Below are 17,234 nucleotides of genomic sequence, written 5' to 3' on the forward strand. Positions count from 1 at the left end.
GCGGGGAGTTCCGTGACGGGGTCAGCAGGTCATCAACGGATGTTGATGACGGTCTGGGTGATCTGGTCCTGCGTGGTGATCATCTGCGCGTTGGCCTGGAAGTTGCGCTGCGCGGTGATCATGTTGACCAGCTGCTCGGTGAGGTCGACGGTGGACGCTTCCAGCGAGCCGGCCTGGATCTTGCCGAGGTTGGAGGTGTCCGGCATGCCGGTGCGCGGGGTGCCCGACTCGAACGTCTCCACCCACAGGTTGTTGCCCTTCTGCTCCAGACCCTGCGTGTTGTTGAACGTGGTCAGTGCGACCTGGCCGAGGGGCTTGTCGTCGCCGTTGGAGTAGCGGGCATAGACCACGCCGGTTTCCGACACGGTGATCTCGTTGAGCTTGCCGGCGGCGTAGCCGTCCTGCTGGGTGTTGCGCAGCGCGAACTTCTCGCCGTACTGGGTCGAGCCGCTGATATCCAGCGTCATGTTCAGCTGGCCCGCGCCGGTGGTCGGGGTGAAGGTGCCGAGGCTGACCTTGCCGTTGGCAGGATTGGTCAGCTTGCCGCTGTTGTCGAACGTCACCGGGGTCGGTGCGCCGGCCGGCTGGCCATCCACGTAGTTGCGCACGGTCCACTCGTTGGGGTTGGCGCCCTTCACGAAGTACGAAACCTGGATGTGGCTCACGCCCAGCGAGTCGTACACGGTGATGCCGCCGCTGGAGTGGTTGTAGCTGTTGGAGTCGGTCGGATCGAAATTGGTGACCGTCGGTTGCTTGGCGTTGGCGGGCAGGGTGAAACCGACCTTCACTTCGCTGGTCTGCTTCGGCGCGCTGTCGGTAGTCAGCAGCTGCAGGTCCACCAGGCGGCCGGCATCGAAGTTGGTGCCATCGGCGTTCGGCGCGAACACCTGCAGGCGCGCGCCCTGCGGGTTGATCACATAGCCGGCGGAATCGGTCTGGAAGTTGCCGGCACGCGAGTACACGCGCGAGCCGTTCATGTTCATGGTGAAGAAGCCCTCACCGGAGATCGCCATGTCCAGGCTGCGGCCGGTCTGCTCGTTGTGGCCCTGGATGAACTGTTGGGCCACGTTGGAAACGCGCACGCCCGAGCCGGTCTGGTTCTTCGACAGGCCGTAGCTGGTGGAGGCGAACAGGTCAGCGAACTCGGCGCGTGATTGCTTGAAGCCGGCGGTATTGACGTTGGCGACGTTGTTGGCGGTGACGCTCAGGTCGGTATTGGCGGCATTGATGCCGGACAGGGAGACGTTGAAGCCCATGGGATGCTCCTGGTAGATGCGGAATGTGCGGCTCAGCTGACGCGGAGCACGTAGTCGATCGGGGCCGTGCCCAGGCCCTTGAGATTCAGGTACAGGCCGTCGGAGCCGACGGTTACGCTCTCCACCGGGGCCTGCACGAAGGTGGACAGCTTGGTGCTCTTGCCGGCGGTGTCGACGTGGTTGGCGACGATGGAGTACTTGCCCGGTTCCATGCGCTTGCCGTTGGCGTCCTTGCCGTCCCACTGAAACGCGGTTTCGCCAGCGGCCTTGGCTTCTACGCTCAGCGAGGTGATCTTGGTGCCGTTGGCATCGGTGATGTCGACGGTCACGATGCCGGCCGAGGGCGCAGCCACCGTGCCTTCGACGCTGCCTTCCTTTTCCAGTACCAGCTTTTCCGACGGCACCAGTACCTGGTGGCCAACCAGAGCGGCACCGCGCAGCACCTGGTCGCTGGCCATCGATTCCTGGAAACCCTTCACCGTCTTGTTCAGATCGGTGATGCCCTGCACGGTGGACATCTGCGCCATCTGCGCAACCATCTGCGTGTTGTCCATCGGCTTCAGCGGATCCTGGTGCTGCAGCTGCTCGGTCATCAGGCGCAGGAAATCGGCCTGGTCCAGCGTGTTCTTCTTCTTGGTGGCGTTGCTGTTCGGGGCGTTCAGGCCGAGCGCGGCGTAGACGTCCTGGTTGGTCTGGTTGTTGACGGCGGTGGTCATGGTGGTATCCGGTGCTGCGGGCCTCAGCGGCCCATGGTCAAGGTCGCCAGGGCCAGTTCCTTGGCGGTGGTCAGCATCTCCACGCCAGCCTGGTAATTGCGCGAAGTCGAGATCAGGTTGACCATCTGCGCCACCGGATCGACATCGGGCTGGTAGATGTAGCCATCGCCGTCGGCCAGCGGGTGGCCCGGTTCATAGCGCTTGATCGGCGCTGCCTCGCTCTGGGTGATCTCCTTGACCTTCACCGACGTGATGTTCGGATCGTTCTTGCTGGTCACTGCCTGGAAGATCGGTTCCAGCGGCTTGTACACGGCATCGGCGGAACCGGCGACGGTGTCGGCGTTGGAGAGGTTGGAGGCGATGGTGCTCATGCGCACCGACTGCGCCTGCAGCGCGGAGCCGGCGATATCGAAGATCGGCAGGTTGCTCATGGCTTATTGCCCCGTGATCGCGGTCAGCATGGAACGCACCTTGCTCTCGACGAAGCTGAGCGAGGCGCGGTATTCGAGTGCGGCGCGGCCATAGGCGGCACGCTCGGCATCGGGATCGACGGTGTTGCCGTCCAGGCTGGGTTGCACGCCTTCGCGCGCGATCTGGAACGGGTTCAGGCCACTACTGATCTCGTAGTGCTGCTCGTGGGTGGTGGCCATCAGGCCATTGGCATCCTGCCCCTGGGCGTGGCGCAGGGCGGCATCGAAGTCCAGATCCTGGGCCTTGTAGCCGGGAGTGTCGGCATTGCCGAGGTTGCTGGCGATCAGCTTCATCCGCTGTTCGCGCAACGGCATGGCCTGGGCGTGGACGCCCAGGTAGTCGGTAATCAGGTTGCGCACGGTGCACTCCCACAGGAACGTTGCCCGGGAAGCTGCAAGGGGTGTGCCAAATTCGAGAGGGTAGTGCCGGCCGCTGGCCGGCTTCCCGGATTGTCCGCGGTTGCCGGCCAGCGGCCGGCACTACCGGATCAGAGGCCTCAGGCCGCCATCGCGACCTTGCGCAGGCGGTCCAGCACGAAGTCGGCCAGTTCGTGCGGCGAGTACTTGGCGACGAAGGCGTTGGCGCCGACGCGCTCGACCATCGCATTGTTGAATACGCCCGACAGCGAGGTATGCAGCAGGACGTAAAGGCCGGCCAGGCCCGGATGGCGCCGGATTTCCGTCGTCAGCGTATAGCCGTCCATGGCCGGCATTTCGATGTCCGAGATGACCATGGCGTAGCGCTCGGCGGGGTTCTCGCCCGAGGCCTGGATCTGCAGCAGGTGGTCCAGCGCCTGCTTGCCGTCGGAAAGCAGGGTGGCGCCGACCCCAAGCTGGTCCAGCACGCTGCGGATCTGCTGGCGGGCTACACGAGAGTCATCCACCACCAGCACCTGCAGTTGCGGGCCGTCGGCGGGCATTGCCATCGCCGGGTCGAGTACTGCTTCACCGCGCACCTGGGCGATATCGGCCAGCACGCTTTCAACGTCGATCACCTGGATCAACTCGCCCTGGAAGCGGGTCACCGCCGTCAGATAGCTCGATTCGGCGCCCAGTTCCGGTGGCGGGTGAATGTCTTCCACCGCGATGTTGACGATGCGCTCCACGCCGCTGACCAGGAAGCCCTGGATCGAGCGGTTGAACTCGGTGACGACCAGGTAGCCGGGCGAGGTGTCCGCATCGGGCTCACGCTCGGGGTGGCCGATGGCCAGGCCCAGGTCCAGCACTGGCACCGAGCGGCCACGGACGTCGGCCACGCCGGCGAACTGGCTGGGCAGTCCGGGCACCTGGAACAGCTCCGGGCGGCGCAGGACTTCCTGCACCTTGAAGACATTGACGCCAAAAAGCTGACGTCCGCCGAGGCGGAACAGCAGCAGCGCCAGGCGATTGTGGCCGGCCAGTCGGGTCCGCTGGTCGATCCGGTTGAGCAGGTCATGGGACATGGCTGCTGTATCGGCGGGGTAGGCGCCGAACTTGAGCGCTTTTGTAGAGTCGAGCCATGCTCGACCCTGCCTCTGTAGAGTCGAGCTTGCTCGACTGGTCATGAAAGCAGTCGAGCAAGCTCGACTCTACACAAGCCCCTCTGGCACACCCCTTGCACGCACCTGGGCCAGATCCCATCGACAGGAGGCGCCATGCGCCGGGTCACATCGCTCTTCGCCATCGCGCTGGCCCTGGCCTCGCCGTGGGCGGATGCCGCCGACTGGCAGCCGGTGGCCAGTATCCGCACCGCCGCGTTGTCGACGCTGCCGGCAGGCAGCGAGGGCGAGGCCCAGGTGGCCGATGCGCTGCGCTTGCCCAGGTGTGGTGGCGCGCTGCAGGTGCAGCCCACCGCCAACACCACGGTTGAAGTCAGCTGCCCCGATGCCGGCGGCTGGCGCCTGTTCGTGCCAGTAAAGGTGCGGCGAAACCAGACCGTGCTGGTGCTCAACCGCGGAATCGGTACTGGAGAAACCCTCACCGTTGCCGATATCACCACTGCCCAGCGTGATGCCGCCCGGATTGCCGGTGCGGTGCTGGCCGATCCGAATGCGGCGATCGGCCGCATCGCCCGCCGTCCGTTGCAGGCCGGAGCCCTGCTGTCGAACAACGATCTGGTGGTGCAGCGTCTCATCAAGCGAGGAGACAATGTAGCCCTGGTTTCGCGTCGCGGCTCGGTCGAGGTCCGTATTGCAGGCCGTGCGATGGGCGATGCCGGTGAAAACGAACGGGTCTCGGTGGAGAACCTGTCCTCGCGGCGGATCGTGCAGGGCACGGTCGATGCCGCCGGTGACGTAATCGTGGCGCGTTGATTTACCGCAAAATATCCCTAAAGATCACGGCCCTGCGGCCGTTATCCCTTGTGAACGGCAACTCCAGGACACCCCATGAGCCAGAAAATCGACGGCAACCTGCAGGTCCCCCAGGCACTGCGCAGTGTGACGACCACGGCCAACAAGCCCGGCGTCAGCACCGATGCGGCGGCGCGCCCGGTCGAAGCGGCCGACAGCCTGCGCCTGACCGGCGAGGCCACCAATCTGCAGGCCATCGAGCGTGAGCTGACCACCGCCCCGGCAATCGACGCCCAGCGTGTGGCCGCAGTGCGCGAGTCGCTGCAGAACGGCACCTACAAGATCAATCCGGACGCGATCGCATCGCGCATGCTTGAGCTGGATCAGCAGCTGCACGGATGACCGCGCCGATGAGCGAACAACTGCAGCGGCTGGCCCAGGCGCTTGACGTTGAACGTCAGGCGCTGGTCGATCATGACGTACACGCGCTGATCCGGGCGACAGGTGCCAAGCTGGAGGCGCTGCGTGCACTGGAAGGCACGCCGCCGCTTGGTGAGGGGGATCACCTCCAGGAGCTGGCCGAACGCAACCGTGCCAATGGTGTGCTGCTGTCGCGCCGGCGCCGCGAGGTCGATTGGGCGCTGCGCCAGCTCGGGCGTACCGAGGCCTCCTCCTCCTATGATGCCAAGGGCCAGTCGCATACGGTCACTGCGCGGCGCCCACTCGCCATCGCCTGACGCGACGGCGGTCGCACATCCCACCCCCGCGGGCTGAAGCCCGCCGCACGACCGCGTATATTGGGCGCCTGTTCGAATGCCCCGAGTCGCCGTGTCCGCTGCCAACGCCCTGGTTACCGCCCCCCTTCCGCCGCAGCCGGTGCTGCAGGCGCTGCTTGAGCGCCTGCGCGAAGGGCTGCTGCTGTTCACCGAAGACGGGCAGGTGGCCCTGGCCAACCCGGCCGCGCAGAACCTGCTGGCCAGCGGTGAGGGCGGCGGCCTGCCACCGCCGCAGCGCCTGCGTGAACTGCTGCCGCCTGATGCATTGGAGCAGGCGCGCCAGCATGGTCACTGGAACGGCAGTCTGCCGCTGGGCGAGGGCGTGGTCATCGCCCATCTGTATCACCACGGCCCGGTGGGCCAGGGCCACTTCCTGGCATTGTTCCGCCACATCGAAGGCCAGGAAGACTACGAACGCGAACTGCAGCAGCGCCATGCAGAGCTGCGGCAGGCCTACCTGCGCCTCAACGGTACCCAGGAAAAACTGCTGCAGTCGGAGAAAATGGCCTCGATCGGCCAGCTCGCCGCAGGCGTCGCGCACGAGATCAACAACCCGATCGGCTACGTGCACTCCAACCTGGGCAGCCTGCAGGAGTACCTGCGCAGCCTGTTCACCGTGATCGAAGCCTACGAGCGCGCATTGCGGGCGCCGGACCCGAAGGCGCTGATCCCGGAGATCGACGATATCCGTGACCGCCTGGACATCGATTTCATCAGCCGCGATCTGCCGCAGCTGATGGCCGAGTCGCGCGAAGGCATCGAGCGGGTGACGCGCATCGTGCGTGATCTGAAGGACTTCTCGTATTCCGGCCGCGACGAGTCGTGGAAGCTGGTCGACCTGCACGCGGGCCTGGAATCGACCATCAACATCATCTGGAACGAGCTGAAGTACAAGGTCACCCTGGTGCGGGAGTTCGGCCAGTTGCCGTTGGTGGAGTGCCTGCCGTCGGAATTGAACCAGGTCTACATGAACCTGCTGCTCAACGCCGGCCACGCCATCGCCGAGCGCGGCACGATCACGGTGCGTACCGGCGTCGATGGCGATCATGTATGGGTCGAGTTTGAAGACACCGGCGGCGGCATCTCGCCGGAACTGCGCCAGCGCATCTTCGATCCGTTCTTCACCACCAAGCCGGTGGGCAGCGGTACCGGCCTGGGCCTGTCGATCTCCTACAGCATCATCAACAAGCACCACGGCCGCATCGACCTGGACAGTACCCCAGGCGTGGGCTCGCGCTTCCGCGTGGTGCTGCCGGTGAAGCAGCCGCGCTGACTGCTCAGGGTAGTGCCGGTCGCTGGCCGGCAACCTCATTGAACCGGGCATCGAGAGCGGCCGGCCAGCGGCCGGCGCTACCAGAGGGGATCGTTACCGCAATGGGCGATCCTCGCCGCCATCTCCGCTTTCCACCGGCGCCGGACCGGCGTTGCTGCGGCGCTGTTCCTCATAGGTGCGGAACGCCTGGTGGATGTGCTTGCGCAGCTCGTCGTCGTTCCACGGCTTGGTCAGGAAGCGATAGATCGCACCGCGGTTGATCGCGTCGGTCACGGTGTTCAGATCGGTGTAACCGGACAGCACCAGGCGGATCGTGTCCGGGTACAGCATCTTCACCCGGCCCAGGAACTCGGTGCCGCTCATGTCGCTCATGCGCTGGTCGGACAGGATCACCTGCACGTCATTGATTGCCAGCAGGTCGAATGCATCGCGCACGTTGCCGGCGGCCAGGATGCGGTAGCCGTCGCGACGGAACAGGCGCACCAGCGAGCGCAGTACGTTCTCTTCGTCGTCCAGCAATAGCAGCGTGCGGTCGGGACGGGTCTCGGCAAAGGCTTCCGGACGCAGGTAGCGGCGGCGCAGGGTCATGCCGGCGGCATCGGCCGACATCGGTTCGCCGAACAGGTAGCCCTGGAACACATCGCAGTCGTTGCGGCGCAGGAAGCCCAGCTGGGCCTGCGATTCCACACCGTTGGCGATCACGGTCATGCCCAGCTGATGGCCCATGGCGATGATCGCGCGGGCGATGGCCGCCTCACGGTTGCCGGCCGGCGCGCTCTTGATGAAGCTGCGGTCGATCTTGAGCTTGTCCACCGGGTAGCGGACCAGTGCACTCAGGCTGGAATCGCCGGTGCCGAAATTGTCCAGGCTCAGGCTGATGCCTTCGTTGCGCAGATTGGCCAGCGTCTCGTGCACGAAGTTGACGTTGTTGGTCAGCGCGCTTTCGTTGATCTCCAGTGTCAGCATCTGTGCCGGCACGCCCGCGGCCTGGATCAGGCCCATGACTTCAGCGAAGAAGTTGGGCCGCAGCAGCTGCAGGGTGGAGACATTCACCGCGATGGTGAAGTCGTCGAAGCCCTGGTCGCGCCACAGGCGTGCCTGCTTCAGTGCGCCTTCCAGCACCCAGGTGCCGATCTGCACGATGATGCCCAGCCGCTCGGCGGTGCGCATGAAGCGCTCCGGCACCAGCATGCCCAGCGTCGGCGACTGCCAGCGCAGCAGCGCTTCCATGCCGACCACGTGGCCATCGCGGGCACTGACCAGCGGCTGGTAACGCAGTTTCAGTTCTCCGTTGGGAATGGCGTCCACGATCTGGCGGGCGATGATGCTCTCGCTGTGCGCGCTCGGTGGCGTATCCACGGCGTGGATGCGCACCGCGTTGCCGCCTTCGCGGGCCGCCTGGTACAGCGCATCCTCGGCGTGATCGAGCAGGCGCGAGGTGCTGCTGGCATGGTCCGGGCACAGGCTGACGCCCAGCTTGCCGGTCATGAACAAGGTGTACGGAAGCACCGACAGCGGCAGCTCCATCTGCTGGCGGATCTCCTCGGCGAAGTCCTCCGGCAGCGGCACGTCGGCGGTGCGTGGCACTGCGATCAGGAACTCATCGCTGCCGTGGCGCCACAGCTTGCCGCGACCACGCAGGTAGGACTGCAACCGCTGCGCCACCAGCACCAGGGCCTGGTCACCCACCTCGGCGCTCATGTTTTCGTTGACCGAGGCGAAGTGGTCGATGTCCACGTGCATCAACATCAGTGCGGTGCCGCCCGAGGCCGCCTCGGCGACCATCGCCTGCAGCTCGGGGTTGCCGGCGCCAAGGCGATCAGGCGCATCATCGATGCTGACCGGGGGCTGGTTGGGATTCCACATAGGCTCAGTAGTCCGGTGACTCAACGGCGGCCATGCTGGCCGCCTGGTAGGGGAGGTGTACGTCGATCAGGGTGCCTTCGCCGTGTGCGGATTCGATCCGCACATGGCCACCGACGCTCTGCGCACGCTCACGCATCACGATCAGGCCCAGCCCGCGCGGACCGTCCGGGTCGAAGCCCTCGCCATCATCACGGATCTGCAGGTGCAGGCCGCGCTGGCCGACATCGCGCAGCTGCAGCAGGACCTGGCTGGCGCGGGCATGGCGCAGGGCATTGGTCAGGCTTTCCTGGGCGATGCGGAAGCAGGCCTGTTCGATGCTGTTGTCGGGGCGGTGCGGCAGCGGCTCGATCTCGGCCAGCAGCTCCACCGGCGAAGAGCGGAACAGCACACGCGCCTGCCAGCTCAGCGCCGCCTCCAGGCCCAGTGCATCCAGCTGCGGTGGGCGCAGCAGGGTGGAGATGTCGCGCAGCTTGGCCACGGTGGTGTCGGCCAGGCTGACGATCTGCGCCAGATCTTCGCCACGGCGCTTCGGATCGTCCTCATCCTGCGCCGCATGCGCCGACAGCTTGATCGCGGTGATGGCCTGGCCGATGTCATCGTGCAGGTCGCGCGAGATTGCACGACGCTCGTCCTCCTGCAGCGAGAACAGCCGTCCGGCCATCGCCTGCAGTTCGCGGTTGCTGGTTTCCAGCGCGCTGCGGGTGCGTTCGGAATCACTCAGGTCGCGCACGATCAGCAGCTTGCAGTCGCGGCCGCCATAACGCACTTCGCCCACCGCCAGGCCGGCATGGAAGCTGCGGCCATCCGCGCGCTGCATCGCCACCACGCTGCTGTGACCGGGCCCCAGGTGTGGCTGGCCTGCACACAATTGGCTGCGCACGCGGGCCAGATCGGCGCTGTCCACCAGTGCTGACAGGGGCTCGCCCAGCAGGGTGTGGCTGCCATAGCCGAACAGGCTGGCGGCCCAGGCGTTGGCGTACAGCACGTGTTCGTCGGAGAGGATGACCACGCCGTCGGGCAGTACCCGTACCAGCTCGCGGAACTGTTCCTCGCGCTCGCGCAGCAGGCGTCGCGACTGCTCGCGCTCCGTCACGTCCTGCAGGGTGCCCAGCACGCGGTTGCGGCCGGCCTCGTCGATGCCGCTGGCCGCACGCAGATGCACCATCAAGGCGCGCCCATCCATCGACAGCAACGGCAACAGCACGTCCACCTGCACGGGATCGCCGGAGCAGAGCTCGGCCAGCAGCTGTTCGGTCTGGGTGGCGGTGGCCGGGTCGGCCGGCACCAGCAGTTCGTCGAAGCGATGCCAGCGCCGCGCCTCGGGCGGGCGGCGACCGAGCAGGCGATAGACCTGGTTCGAATAGCGGCCAAGTCCCGTGGAGGGGTCCAGCTCCCAGGCGCCGATGCGTGCCAGCTCGTGGGCTTCTTCAACCCGCGCCAGCGCCTGGTCACGGCGCAGCTGGGCCAGGTCTTCGGCGGTGCGGTCGATGGCAATCAGCAGGCGGGCGTTGTGGCCGTCATAGCTGATGGCGTTGGAGCGAAGTTCCATCTGACGCAGGGAGCCGTCGCGCAGCTGCAGCTGGGTACGCAGGATGCACAGTTCCTCCGGTGCCTCGCGGATCGCCTCCAGCTTGGTCTGCAGTGCCTGGTCCTGGCCTGGCGGCCACAGCGAATCGATGGTCTGCTCCAGCAGTTCGTCACGGTCCCAGCCGAAGGCCGTACAGGCCGCCGGATTGGCATCGAGGATCGCCAGTGTGTCCAGGTCGTAGACCAGGATCGGGCCGGGGTTGCCTTCGAACATCTGCCGCAGGCGCAGCTCGGAGGCCTGCTGGCGTGCATGGGTGTGCAGCACATGCTCGGCCAGCGGGCGCAGCAGTAGATACAGCAGGCCGGCGCTGGCAAGGGCGAAGAACGAGCCCTTCAGGCCCTGCCACAAGGCCGCCTGCTGCGGGTCGGGCACCAGTGCCTGCACTGCACTGTCGGTGGAGATCATCCAGGCCAGCGCCATCGCCAGGTAGCTCAGCACCACCCGTCGCCGGTCGCGGCTCAGCGCCTGCGCCATCCGCGGGTCGGGAACTGGGGCGTTGCCGGTCGGTTCTGCGGGCATGGACAGGGCGGAAGAAAGGGGCGCCGGCCATCTTACCGCGCAGGTGCGCCCAGACCACTCAATTATCCGCCGCAGGCGCCGTTAACCACTGCGTGCCCCGCTGACGGGCGTGTCATCCGGAGCAAGATCGCGTGGACCAAGGGATCATCGCCAGCCTGCTGCAGCACCCGCTTGCGTCGGCGCTGGTCATCGTCGACCGCACGGGCCGCCCGCTGGCGGCCAATCCGGCTGCGCGCGAGCATGGCCTGCCGGCGACCGTGGCTGCGTATGCGCCGATGCTGGAAGATCTGCGCCTGATGGCCGCCGATGGCGGCATCGTGGCCTGCACGCTGCCGGGTGGCCCGCACGGGCACTACGACGGCCACCTGCGCGCCGTGCATGATGGCGCCGGCAACCTGCTGGCCTTCACGCTGAGCATTCCCGAGCCGGTGCCGCTCGGCGGCGGTGGGCGCTGGGAGCTGGCGCTGGACAGTGCTGGCCACAGCCTCTGGGACTGGGACATTCCCAGCGACCGTGTGGTGCGCACCCCGGCACTGGGCGATGAAACCGCTACCGAGATTCTGGCCCGCGTGCACAGCGAGGACATCGCACAGGTGCGGGCTGCACTGGATGAGCATCTGCGTGGCTTGAGCGAACAGTACAGCGCACAGTTCCGTTTCCGCCAGGCCGATGGCCAGTGGCGTTGGGTGCTGGACCGCGGCCGCGTGATCGCGCGCACCGCTGATGGCCAGCCGCTGCGCATGGTCGGCACGCATACGGATATCGAGCAGCAGAAGCAGCTCGAATCGCTGCTGCAGGAGCAGCAGCTGCACCTGAGCGAGGCCCAGCGCATCGCCAGCATGGGCAGCTGGTCGTTCGACCCCAACAGTGGTCATTTCTGGTGGTCGCCGGAGCTGCGTTCGCTGCTGGCGTTGGAGCAGGGGGCCGTACCCGGCCAGCGGCGCTGGCTGAAGCAGCTGCATCCGCGCTCGCGTGGTGCGCTACGCGCAGCATGGCGGCGCTTGTGGCGCGACGGCCGGGCCGCCAACCTCGAGCTGGAGCTGACCCGCGGCAACGAACCGTCGCAGCATCTGCGGCTATGGATGCAGCCGCTGCTGGACATGGATGGCCAGCCCAAGCGCCTGCTCGGCCAGGTGCAGAACATCACCGAGCAGCACCAGACCGATGCACTGATCCGCTGGCGTACAGAACTGCTCAACCGTGTTTCCGCGCTGGGCCGCATCGGCGGCTGCGAGATCGAAGTGCAGACCCGGCACATGCAATGGACCGAGGAGTGCTACCGCATCCATGGGCTGCGCAAGGAGCCGATCACCCTCGATCAGGCGCTGGCGCTGTACACCGAAGATTCGCGCAATGCCTTCGAGGCTGCACTGGTCCGGATTGCCGGCGGCGGGCTGCCCGAACAGCTGGACCTGTGCTTCTACCGCCAGTCTGGCCTGCGCGTGTGGGTGCAGGTACTGATCGAGCTGGATCGCCGTGACGGCCTGCCGCCTCGGTTCGTGGTCCTGTTCCGTGACATCACCCGCGAGCGCGAGGCCAACGAGCGCATCGAGCTGCTGGCGCACTACGATCTGCTCACCGGTCTGCCCAATCGTGTGCTGCTCGGCGAGCAGACCGCCGAAGCCATCGAGGAAGCGCGCGACCGCGGCACCTCGCTGGCGATGTTGTTCATCGACCTGGACGGCTTCAAGACCATCAACGACAGCTTCGGTCATGCCACCGGTGATGCGCTGCTGAAGGCCGCCGCCACCCGCCTGCACCAGAACCTTCGCAACAACGACCTGTTCGGCCGCTTCAGTGGCGACGAGTTCATCGTCGTGCTGCGCGACCTGGCCGAGCCGGAAGACGCCGGCCACGTGGCGCGGAAGCTGATCGCTTCGCTGGCCGAGCCATTGCGCCGTGGCGAGACCACGTTGAAGGTCGGTGCCAGCGTCGGCATCGCGATGCTGGGCGATGCGCAGACCGATTTCGATTCACTGCTGCGTGCCGCCGACGCCGCGATGTACGCGGCCAAGGAAGCGGGGCGCAACACCTACCAGTACTACAGCCAGGACGCATTGGCCCGCATCCAGCGCAAGCTCGAGTTGGAGCATGCCCTGCACGGGGCGATCGAACGCGAAGAGTTCAGCCTGGCCTACCAGCCGCTGCTGCATGCGCACCAGGGCGAGCCACCGGCGATCGAGGCACTGCTGCGCTGGCATCGGCCCGGCATCGGCTACTGCAGCCCGGCCGAGTTCATTCCGATTGCAGAGAAGTGCGGCGAGATCGTGCGCATCGGCGACTGGGTACTGAATGAAGCCTGCCGCCAGGCGATCGCTTGGGACCGGGCTGGCCTGTGTTTCGACCGCATCGCGGTCAATGTATCGGCGGTGCAGCTGCGCGACCGCGGTTTTGCCGAACGTGTGATCGAGATCTGCCATGCCCATGGCTGGCCGCCGCAGCGGCTGGAGCTGGAACTGACCGAGTCGGCGCTGATCCGTGACACCGACATCCTGCGGCATTGCTTCGACGTGCTGGAACGGCATGGCGTGCCGCTGGCGGTGGATGATTTCGGTACCGGCTTCTCCAATCTGAACTACCTCAACCGTTTCCCGGTGGGGCGCCTGAAGATCGACCGCAGTTTCGTGCAGGGCATGCTGCATGACTCGGGCACGGCCGAAGTCACCCAGGCCATCGTGCACCTGGGCCACGCGCTGGGCATGAAAGTGGTGGCCGAGGGCGTGGAAACGCACCAGGAAGAAGATATGCTGCGTCGCCAGGGCTGCGACGAGATCCAGGGCTACCTGTACTCGCGCCCGCTCAGCCCGCGCGACCTGGCGCAGTGGCTGCGGCAGCAGCATCCGGCGCCCGGGCGCACAGACGCTGCCAGCGAGGTCGTGCTGGCACGCTGAGGGTAGCGCCGGGCCTTGCCCGGCGGGATCGCCGTACGCCGACGCACCGCTCTGGTAGGTGTCGACCTTGGTCGACACAGATCTATCAAGGCATCTTGAACTCAGCTCCCCGTGCGCTGAATGGCATCGATGGCCAACCATACTTTGAAGTTATTCAACGGGGTAAGCGGCGAGAGACTCTTTGCCTCCATTTCGCTTGCCGGGCACTCAATCGAGTTTCCCGCATTGACCTTGGTCCAGCTTCCTGTGGCACCGTAAACGAAGAAGTGCTGTTCAGCATTATGGGCATCGATGACCTCATGGCGCCCCACAATCCGCCAGTCGCTGTCCACATCACTTTTTCTGTCGAATAGCGAATAGCTGTCCAGCACAACCGGCTGCATCAAGCGGGAGGCACGCACCAGTTGCCCTGCATCGAGCGTAGGTTGGTCGAGTTGGATGTCAAAGATCTGGGCGGAATGGCCGCAGAGAATCTTCGAGATGATCTGGCCGAAAAAGTAGGTCCCGTCGTTTCGAGTGAAGCAGAATACGTCGCCTGCGCGAATGAAGCGGAGCATTGTTCGACGTTTCTTCGTCCAGCCATTGAGAATCCCGCCGGTGGTTCCAGTATCTTTCTTCGTCCTCTTTGGTGTTGGCGTCGCCATAGGGTTTCACTCAATGTCCGGTTCAAGAGACGTCAAGTGTTGACGAGGCGCGTTGCCAGGACCATGCAAACATTCCGAAATGCATGGATCGCGGAACTACCCTTTGTCGGCATCCGATTGGGTCGGCGGCTTCCCAGTCGCTATCCCGGCAAGAGCTTCCAGCTCGGCGAGACGATCCGCCTTCACCAGGTGCGCAGCGTTCCAACCGCCTTCGGAAACCGCGGGCGAAAAGCTGTAGATCTCATTCGGAGCCAATGGCCCAAGTCGGTCACGTGCATGGGCATGCAGGGGCTGCTCATCGTCGTCGGTGACGTCAAGATAGGGACCATCCAGGGCCTCCAGCAGGAATGCCAGTTTCCAGTTGCGTTCCACCGCATCGGCGGGGTCTGGTAGATCCGATTCTGTTGAGACGTGTCCGCTGTGCGGATCGATGCTGATCTGCGCGGAGGTGTTCTCCCCACACAGCAGAATCTGGCCGAAAGCCGTCACCGCGTAGACATGGAAAGTATCGGCACCCTCCATGGGATTGCCTTGCAGGAACGCGGTAGCAATCTCCGCATACAGGTGGGGATCGACCAAGGCGAGCCTGTCGTCGCGATAGCGTGCGAGGCCATCACGTCGCCACAGTGCCAGCAGCAGGTTGGGTAGCACGTCTTCCCATGCCGTCAGGGTGGCTTCGGAAACTGCTTCAACCTTGGAGCTCGGAATGAAGCCCTGAAGAAACTCGTCAGAATCCAACCCCGTCACAGGCAACGCGGTGTTCGGTACGGCCAGCGCATTCCAATCCGTGCTGATTGGCAGGTAGTCCAGGAAGGCGAGTAGTGTCTCCGCCCGTGCAAGTTCCGGGCTGCCCTCGTGGGTTGGAATGACGGTCACCGAGCCTCCGGAGACAAGCAGCAACGTGCCCGCAGGAAGGTCATGCCAAGCCTTGTCCAGCACCAGATACCGCTCTGGCGCCTCATCGATATCAGCGTCCAGGATGATGACCTGTGGGCCACCCTGCAGGCAGCCGGCGGAGACCTCGACGGTTGCGTCGGTCACACCTGCATCAGGATCGTTCACATCCATAGGCGCGGAGTACGGCTGCTGGAAATCGCCGAATGACTGTAGAGCTTGATGAAGCGCAATCAGGGAATCGGGATCCAGGGCAAGCGGGTCTGGGGCAACCGGGAGTTGCAGGGCAAGTGAAAGGCAGAGGGCGGCGCTGGCCATGGGCGGTGGGCTGATCTGAACTGAAATCGGACCTGCACGATGATGGGCTGTCCGGCCCAGGTCCATGCAAACAATCCGAATCTGCGCGTCTTTATCGGCGACATCCACGCATGGCGTGGATCTACTGCGATGCGGCAACCATTCGCTGCGGAAATTCGGAGCGAAGCCGTGCGCGCACTGCTTCCACCACGTGTGCATAGCGTCGGCGCTGGATGAAATAGCCCATGTAGAACAGCAGCAGGGCCACCAGCATCGGCGACGCAGCCGGGCGGACCAGGATGATCGGCACCAGCATCACTGTCAGGCCCAGCGCGAACCAGCTGCACCGCCCGACCACCCGCACCTCCCTGCGTTGCGCGTCGATCATCACCCGCCCGCGCATCAGCGGAAAGTAGCGACCGCCAAAGCTCGGCGCGAAGCTCTCGCGAAAGGCGACACTGCCGTCCGGCAGCGCGCGGAACACCAGGCGCAGCCAGGTATCGGCCGGCAGATCATGCTCCAACCCGGCCAGCGAAAGCTGCGCCAGCTCTGCGGGCGTAGCGGCGATGCGCTGATTGAACAGGACGATGCCTGTGCGGAAGAAGAACGGCGCCCACAGCACAAGCAGCAGGACTTCGATCAACAGCACGGCGATCAGGGCGATGGCCATCGGTCTTCCATGAACGGGACCTGCGCATCATGCCATAGCGATTTCGCCACGCCAGTAGATCCACGCCATGCGTGGATGTTGCCCGGAACCAGCTACCATCCTCGCGGGGCGGTCCAGTGAATCGAGCAGTCTCCTGCATTCAATCGTCTTCCACCAGATCGCTGAGATCCAGAATCTGTGGATCCACACTGTGCGCGACGATGCTTCGGAGCATTCCAGCCTTTGGGCGTAGGGCATAGCAATGCATCGTATGGATGGGATTGAATTCCAGCCACGGGCAGGACGAGTGCCCCACGATAACCGGCATGTTGAAATTGATGTCTTTTGGATCATCCAGTGGCAGGGTCCATTTGCCGCCGTGATGCTCCCACACTACATCGCCCAGATATCGTGCAAACACAATCCTCAGGCCATCCTGTTCGTCCTCCGACAACGTTGCAGCCATCGTCGTGTACAGCGTCTCCAGGCGATCAAGGCTCTCCAGGCTGCCGTCAAGGTCGACACCGCGGAGCTGTGCTTGTTCGATCAGCCATTCAATCTGATCGTCCATGATGATCAGAAACTGTTCGAAGGTTTCTCGCGCTTCTTCGGAATTGAATGCCATGCGGCCACCAGGGAGGGAGAGCGGCGAGTGTGCCCCGGGCCTGTGATCCACACCATGCAACAAGTCCGAAAGGGTGGAAGGGCGATCGCATGCATCCACGCATGGCGTGGATCTACCGTTTCATCAATGCGATGCCTGCAATGGAATAGCTGGCGATCAACAGCCCGAACGCGTACTCCGCGACGATGATCAGCCAGAAGGTCATCGGCTCGATGTCCCGCCATGCATCAATGGTGCCGGAGCGGTGATGGCTCAGATGAACATGCCCGGTGTTGATGGCAGTTGCCGGCGCCCAGGCGAATAGAAAGGCCATCAGCATGAAGAGCAGGCTGCCGAACAGGAATGCGACAGGTCTATGCCGGGGTGGCCGCAAAGTGGCGTAGGCGGGGCGCCAGGTGAAGGTGACCGCGATGAGCACCATCACAGCAAATCCCAGCCAGGTCATGAACGTGGTGCTCATGCGACGACACTCCGTGTCCAGCCGTAGGTGGCATGGGCGG

17 protein-coding genes are annotated in these 17,234 nt (G+C 64.9%); 5 read left to right on the forward strand and 12 right to left on the reverse strand.

Annotation, left to right across the window (positions count from 1 at the left end):
- Nucleotides 1–32 precede the first annotated feature (32 nt).
- The 5 genes from flgE to ACZLIB_RS10550 form a co-directional block, all read right to left on the reverse strand.
- Complete coding sequence (gene flgE / locus ACZLIB_RS10530; RefSeq protein ID WP_107431886.1) at nt 33–1,256, reverse strand: flagellar hook protein FlgE; 1,224 nt, start codon at nt 1,254–1,256, stop codon at nt 33–35.
- 32 nt (nt 1,257–1,288) lie between these two features.
- Nucleotides 1,289–1,972, reverse strand: coding sequence for a flagellar hook assembly protein FlgD (locus ACZLIB_RS10535; protein ID WP_071229188.1), 684 nt, complete (start codon nt 1,970–1,972; stop codon nt 1,289–1,291).
- 23 nt (nt 1,973–1,995) lie between these two features.
- Nucleotides 1,996–2,403, reverse strand: coding sequence for a flagellar basal body rod protein FlgC (gene flgC / locus ACZLIB_RS10540; RefSeq protein WP_010485892.1), 408 nt, complete (start codon nt 2,401–2,403; stop codon nt 1,996–1,998).
- A gap of 3 nt (nt 2,404–2,406) precedes the next feature.
- Nucleotides 2,407–2,802 carry a flagellar basal body rod protein FlgB gene (gene flgB / locus ACZLIB_RS10545; protein ID WP_005409576.1) on the reverse strand — a complete coding sequence of 132 codons (396 nt, stop codon included), beginning with the start codon at nt 2,800–2,802 and terminating at the stop codon, nt 2,407–2,409.
- A 137-nt stretch (nt 2,803–2,939) separates the two neighbouring features.
- A complete protein-coding gene (locus ACZLIB_RS10550; RefSeq protein ID WP_032127374.1) occupies nt 2,940–3,884 on the reverse strand; it encodes a chemotaxis protein in 945 nt (314 codons plus the stop codon).
- A 192-nt stretch (nt 3,885–4,076) separates the two neighbouring features.
- On the opposite strand from ACZLIB_RS10550, the gene flgA reads away from it, so the two are divergent.
- From flgA to ACZLIB_RS10570, 4 genes are all read left to right on the forward strand, one after another.
- Entirely contained in the window at nt 4,077–4,733 is a 657-nt protein-coding gene (gene flgA / locus ACZLIB_RS10555; RefSeq protein ID WP_478469815.1) for a flagellar basal body P-ring formation chaperone FlgA, read from the forward strand.
- 75 nt (nt 4,734–4,808) lie between these two features.
- Nucleotides 4,809–5,114 (forward strand): flagellar biosynthesis anti-sigma factor FlgM, encoded by a 306-nt coding sequence (gene flgM / locus ACZLIB_RS10560; protein WP_132810066.1) that lies wholly within the window; start codon nt 4,809–4,811, stop codon nt 5,112–5,114.
- Nucleotides 5,111–5,449, forward strand: coding sequence for a flagella protein (locus ACZLIB_RS10565; protein ID WP_049399388.1), 339 nt, complete (start codon nt 5,111–5,113; stop codon nt 5,447–5,449). The genes flgM and ACZLIB_RS10565 overlap by 4 nt, the downstream gene beginning before the upstream one ends.
- Before the next feature lie 91 nt (nt 5,450–5,540).
- Nucleotides 5,541–6,761 carry an ATP-binding protein gene (locus ACZLIB_RS10570; RefSeq protein WP_019337422.1) on the forward strand — a complete coding sequence of 407 codons (1,221 nt, stop codon included), beginning with the start codon at nt 5,541–5,543 and terminating at the stop codon, nt 6,759–6,761.
- A gap of 93 nt (nt 6,762–6,854) precedes the next feature.
- Here the strand turns inward: ACZLIB_RS10570 and ACZLIB_RS10575 are convergent, their stop codons facing one another.
- Together ACZLIB_RS10575 and ACZLIB_RS10580 are read right to left on the reverse strand one after the other, a co-directional pair.
- Nucleotides 6,855–8,627, reverse strand: coding sequence for an EAL domain-containing protein (locus ACZLIB_RS10575; RefSeq protein ID WP_032127372.1), 1,773 nt, complete (start codon nt 8,625–8,627; stop codon nt 6,855–6,857).
- A gap of 4 nt (nt 8,628–8,631) precedes the next feature.
- Nucleotides 8,632–10,734, reverse strand: a complete 2,103-nt coding sequence (locus tag ACZLIB_RS10580; RefSeq protein WP_478469816.1) for a sensor histidine kinase — start codon at nt 10,732–10,734, stop codon at nt 8,632–8,634.
- A gap of 131 nt (nt 10,735–10,865) precedes the next feature.
- Between ACZLIB_RS10580 and ACZLIB_RS10585 the strand changes: the two genes are divergently transcribed.
- Nucleotides 10,866–13,625 carry a bifunctional diguanylate cyclase/phosphodiesterase gene (locus ACZLIB_RS10585; RefSeq protein ID WP_423174086.1) on the forward strand — a complete coding sequence of 920 codons (2,760 nt, stop codon included), beginning with the start codon at nt 10,866–10,868 and terminating at the stop codon, nt 13,623–13,625.
- Between the two features lie 101 nt (nt 13,626–13,726).
- Here the strand turns inward: ACZLIB_RS10585 and ACZLIB_RS10590 are convergent, their stop codons facing one another.
- The 5 genes from ACZLIB_RS10590 to ACZLIB_RS10610 all read right to left on the reverse strand — a co-directional run bounded on the left by ACZLIB_RS10590 (nt 13,727) and on the right by ACZLIB_RS10610 (nt 17,194).
- Nucleotides 13,727–14,269, reverse strand: coding sequence for an Imm26 family immunity protein (locus ACZLIB_RS10590; RefSeq protein WP_478469817.1), 543 nt, complete (start codon nt 14,267–14,269; stop codon nt 13,727–13,729).
- A gap of 96 nt (nt 14,270–14,365) precedes the next feature.
- On the reverse strand, nt 14,366–15,589 hold the full coding sequence (locus tag ACZLIB_RS10595; RefSeq protein WP_478469819.1) for a GAD-like domain-containing protein: 1,224 nt from the start codon (nt 15,587–15,589) through the stop codon (nt 14,366–14,368).
- Nucleotides 15,590–15,602: 13 nt separating this feature from the next.
- Entirely contained in the window at nt 15,603–16,130 is a 528-nt protein-coding gene (locus ACZLIB_RS10600; protein ID WP_478469821.1) for a hypothetical protein, read from the reverse strand.
- 139 nt (nt 16,131–16,269) lie between these two features.
- Nucleotides 16,270–16,734 carry a hypothetical protein gene (locus tag ACZLIB_RS10605; RefSeq protein ID WP_107431880.1) on the reverse strand — a complete coding sequence of 155 codons (465 nt, stop codon included), beginning with the start codon at nt 16,732–16,734 and terminating at the stop codon, nt 16,270–16,272.
- Between the two features lie 112 nt (nt 16,735–16,846).
- Nucleotides 16,847–17,194 (reverse strand): hypothetical protein, encoded by a 348-nt coding sequence (locus ACZLIB_RS10610; protein WP_049399381.1) that lies wholly within the window; start codon nt 17,192–17,194, stop codon nt 16,847–16,849.
- Nucleotides 17,195–17,234: the final 40 nt, after the last annotated feature.

This window comes from Stenotrophomonas sp. 220_Sma, from assembly GCF_056487375.1.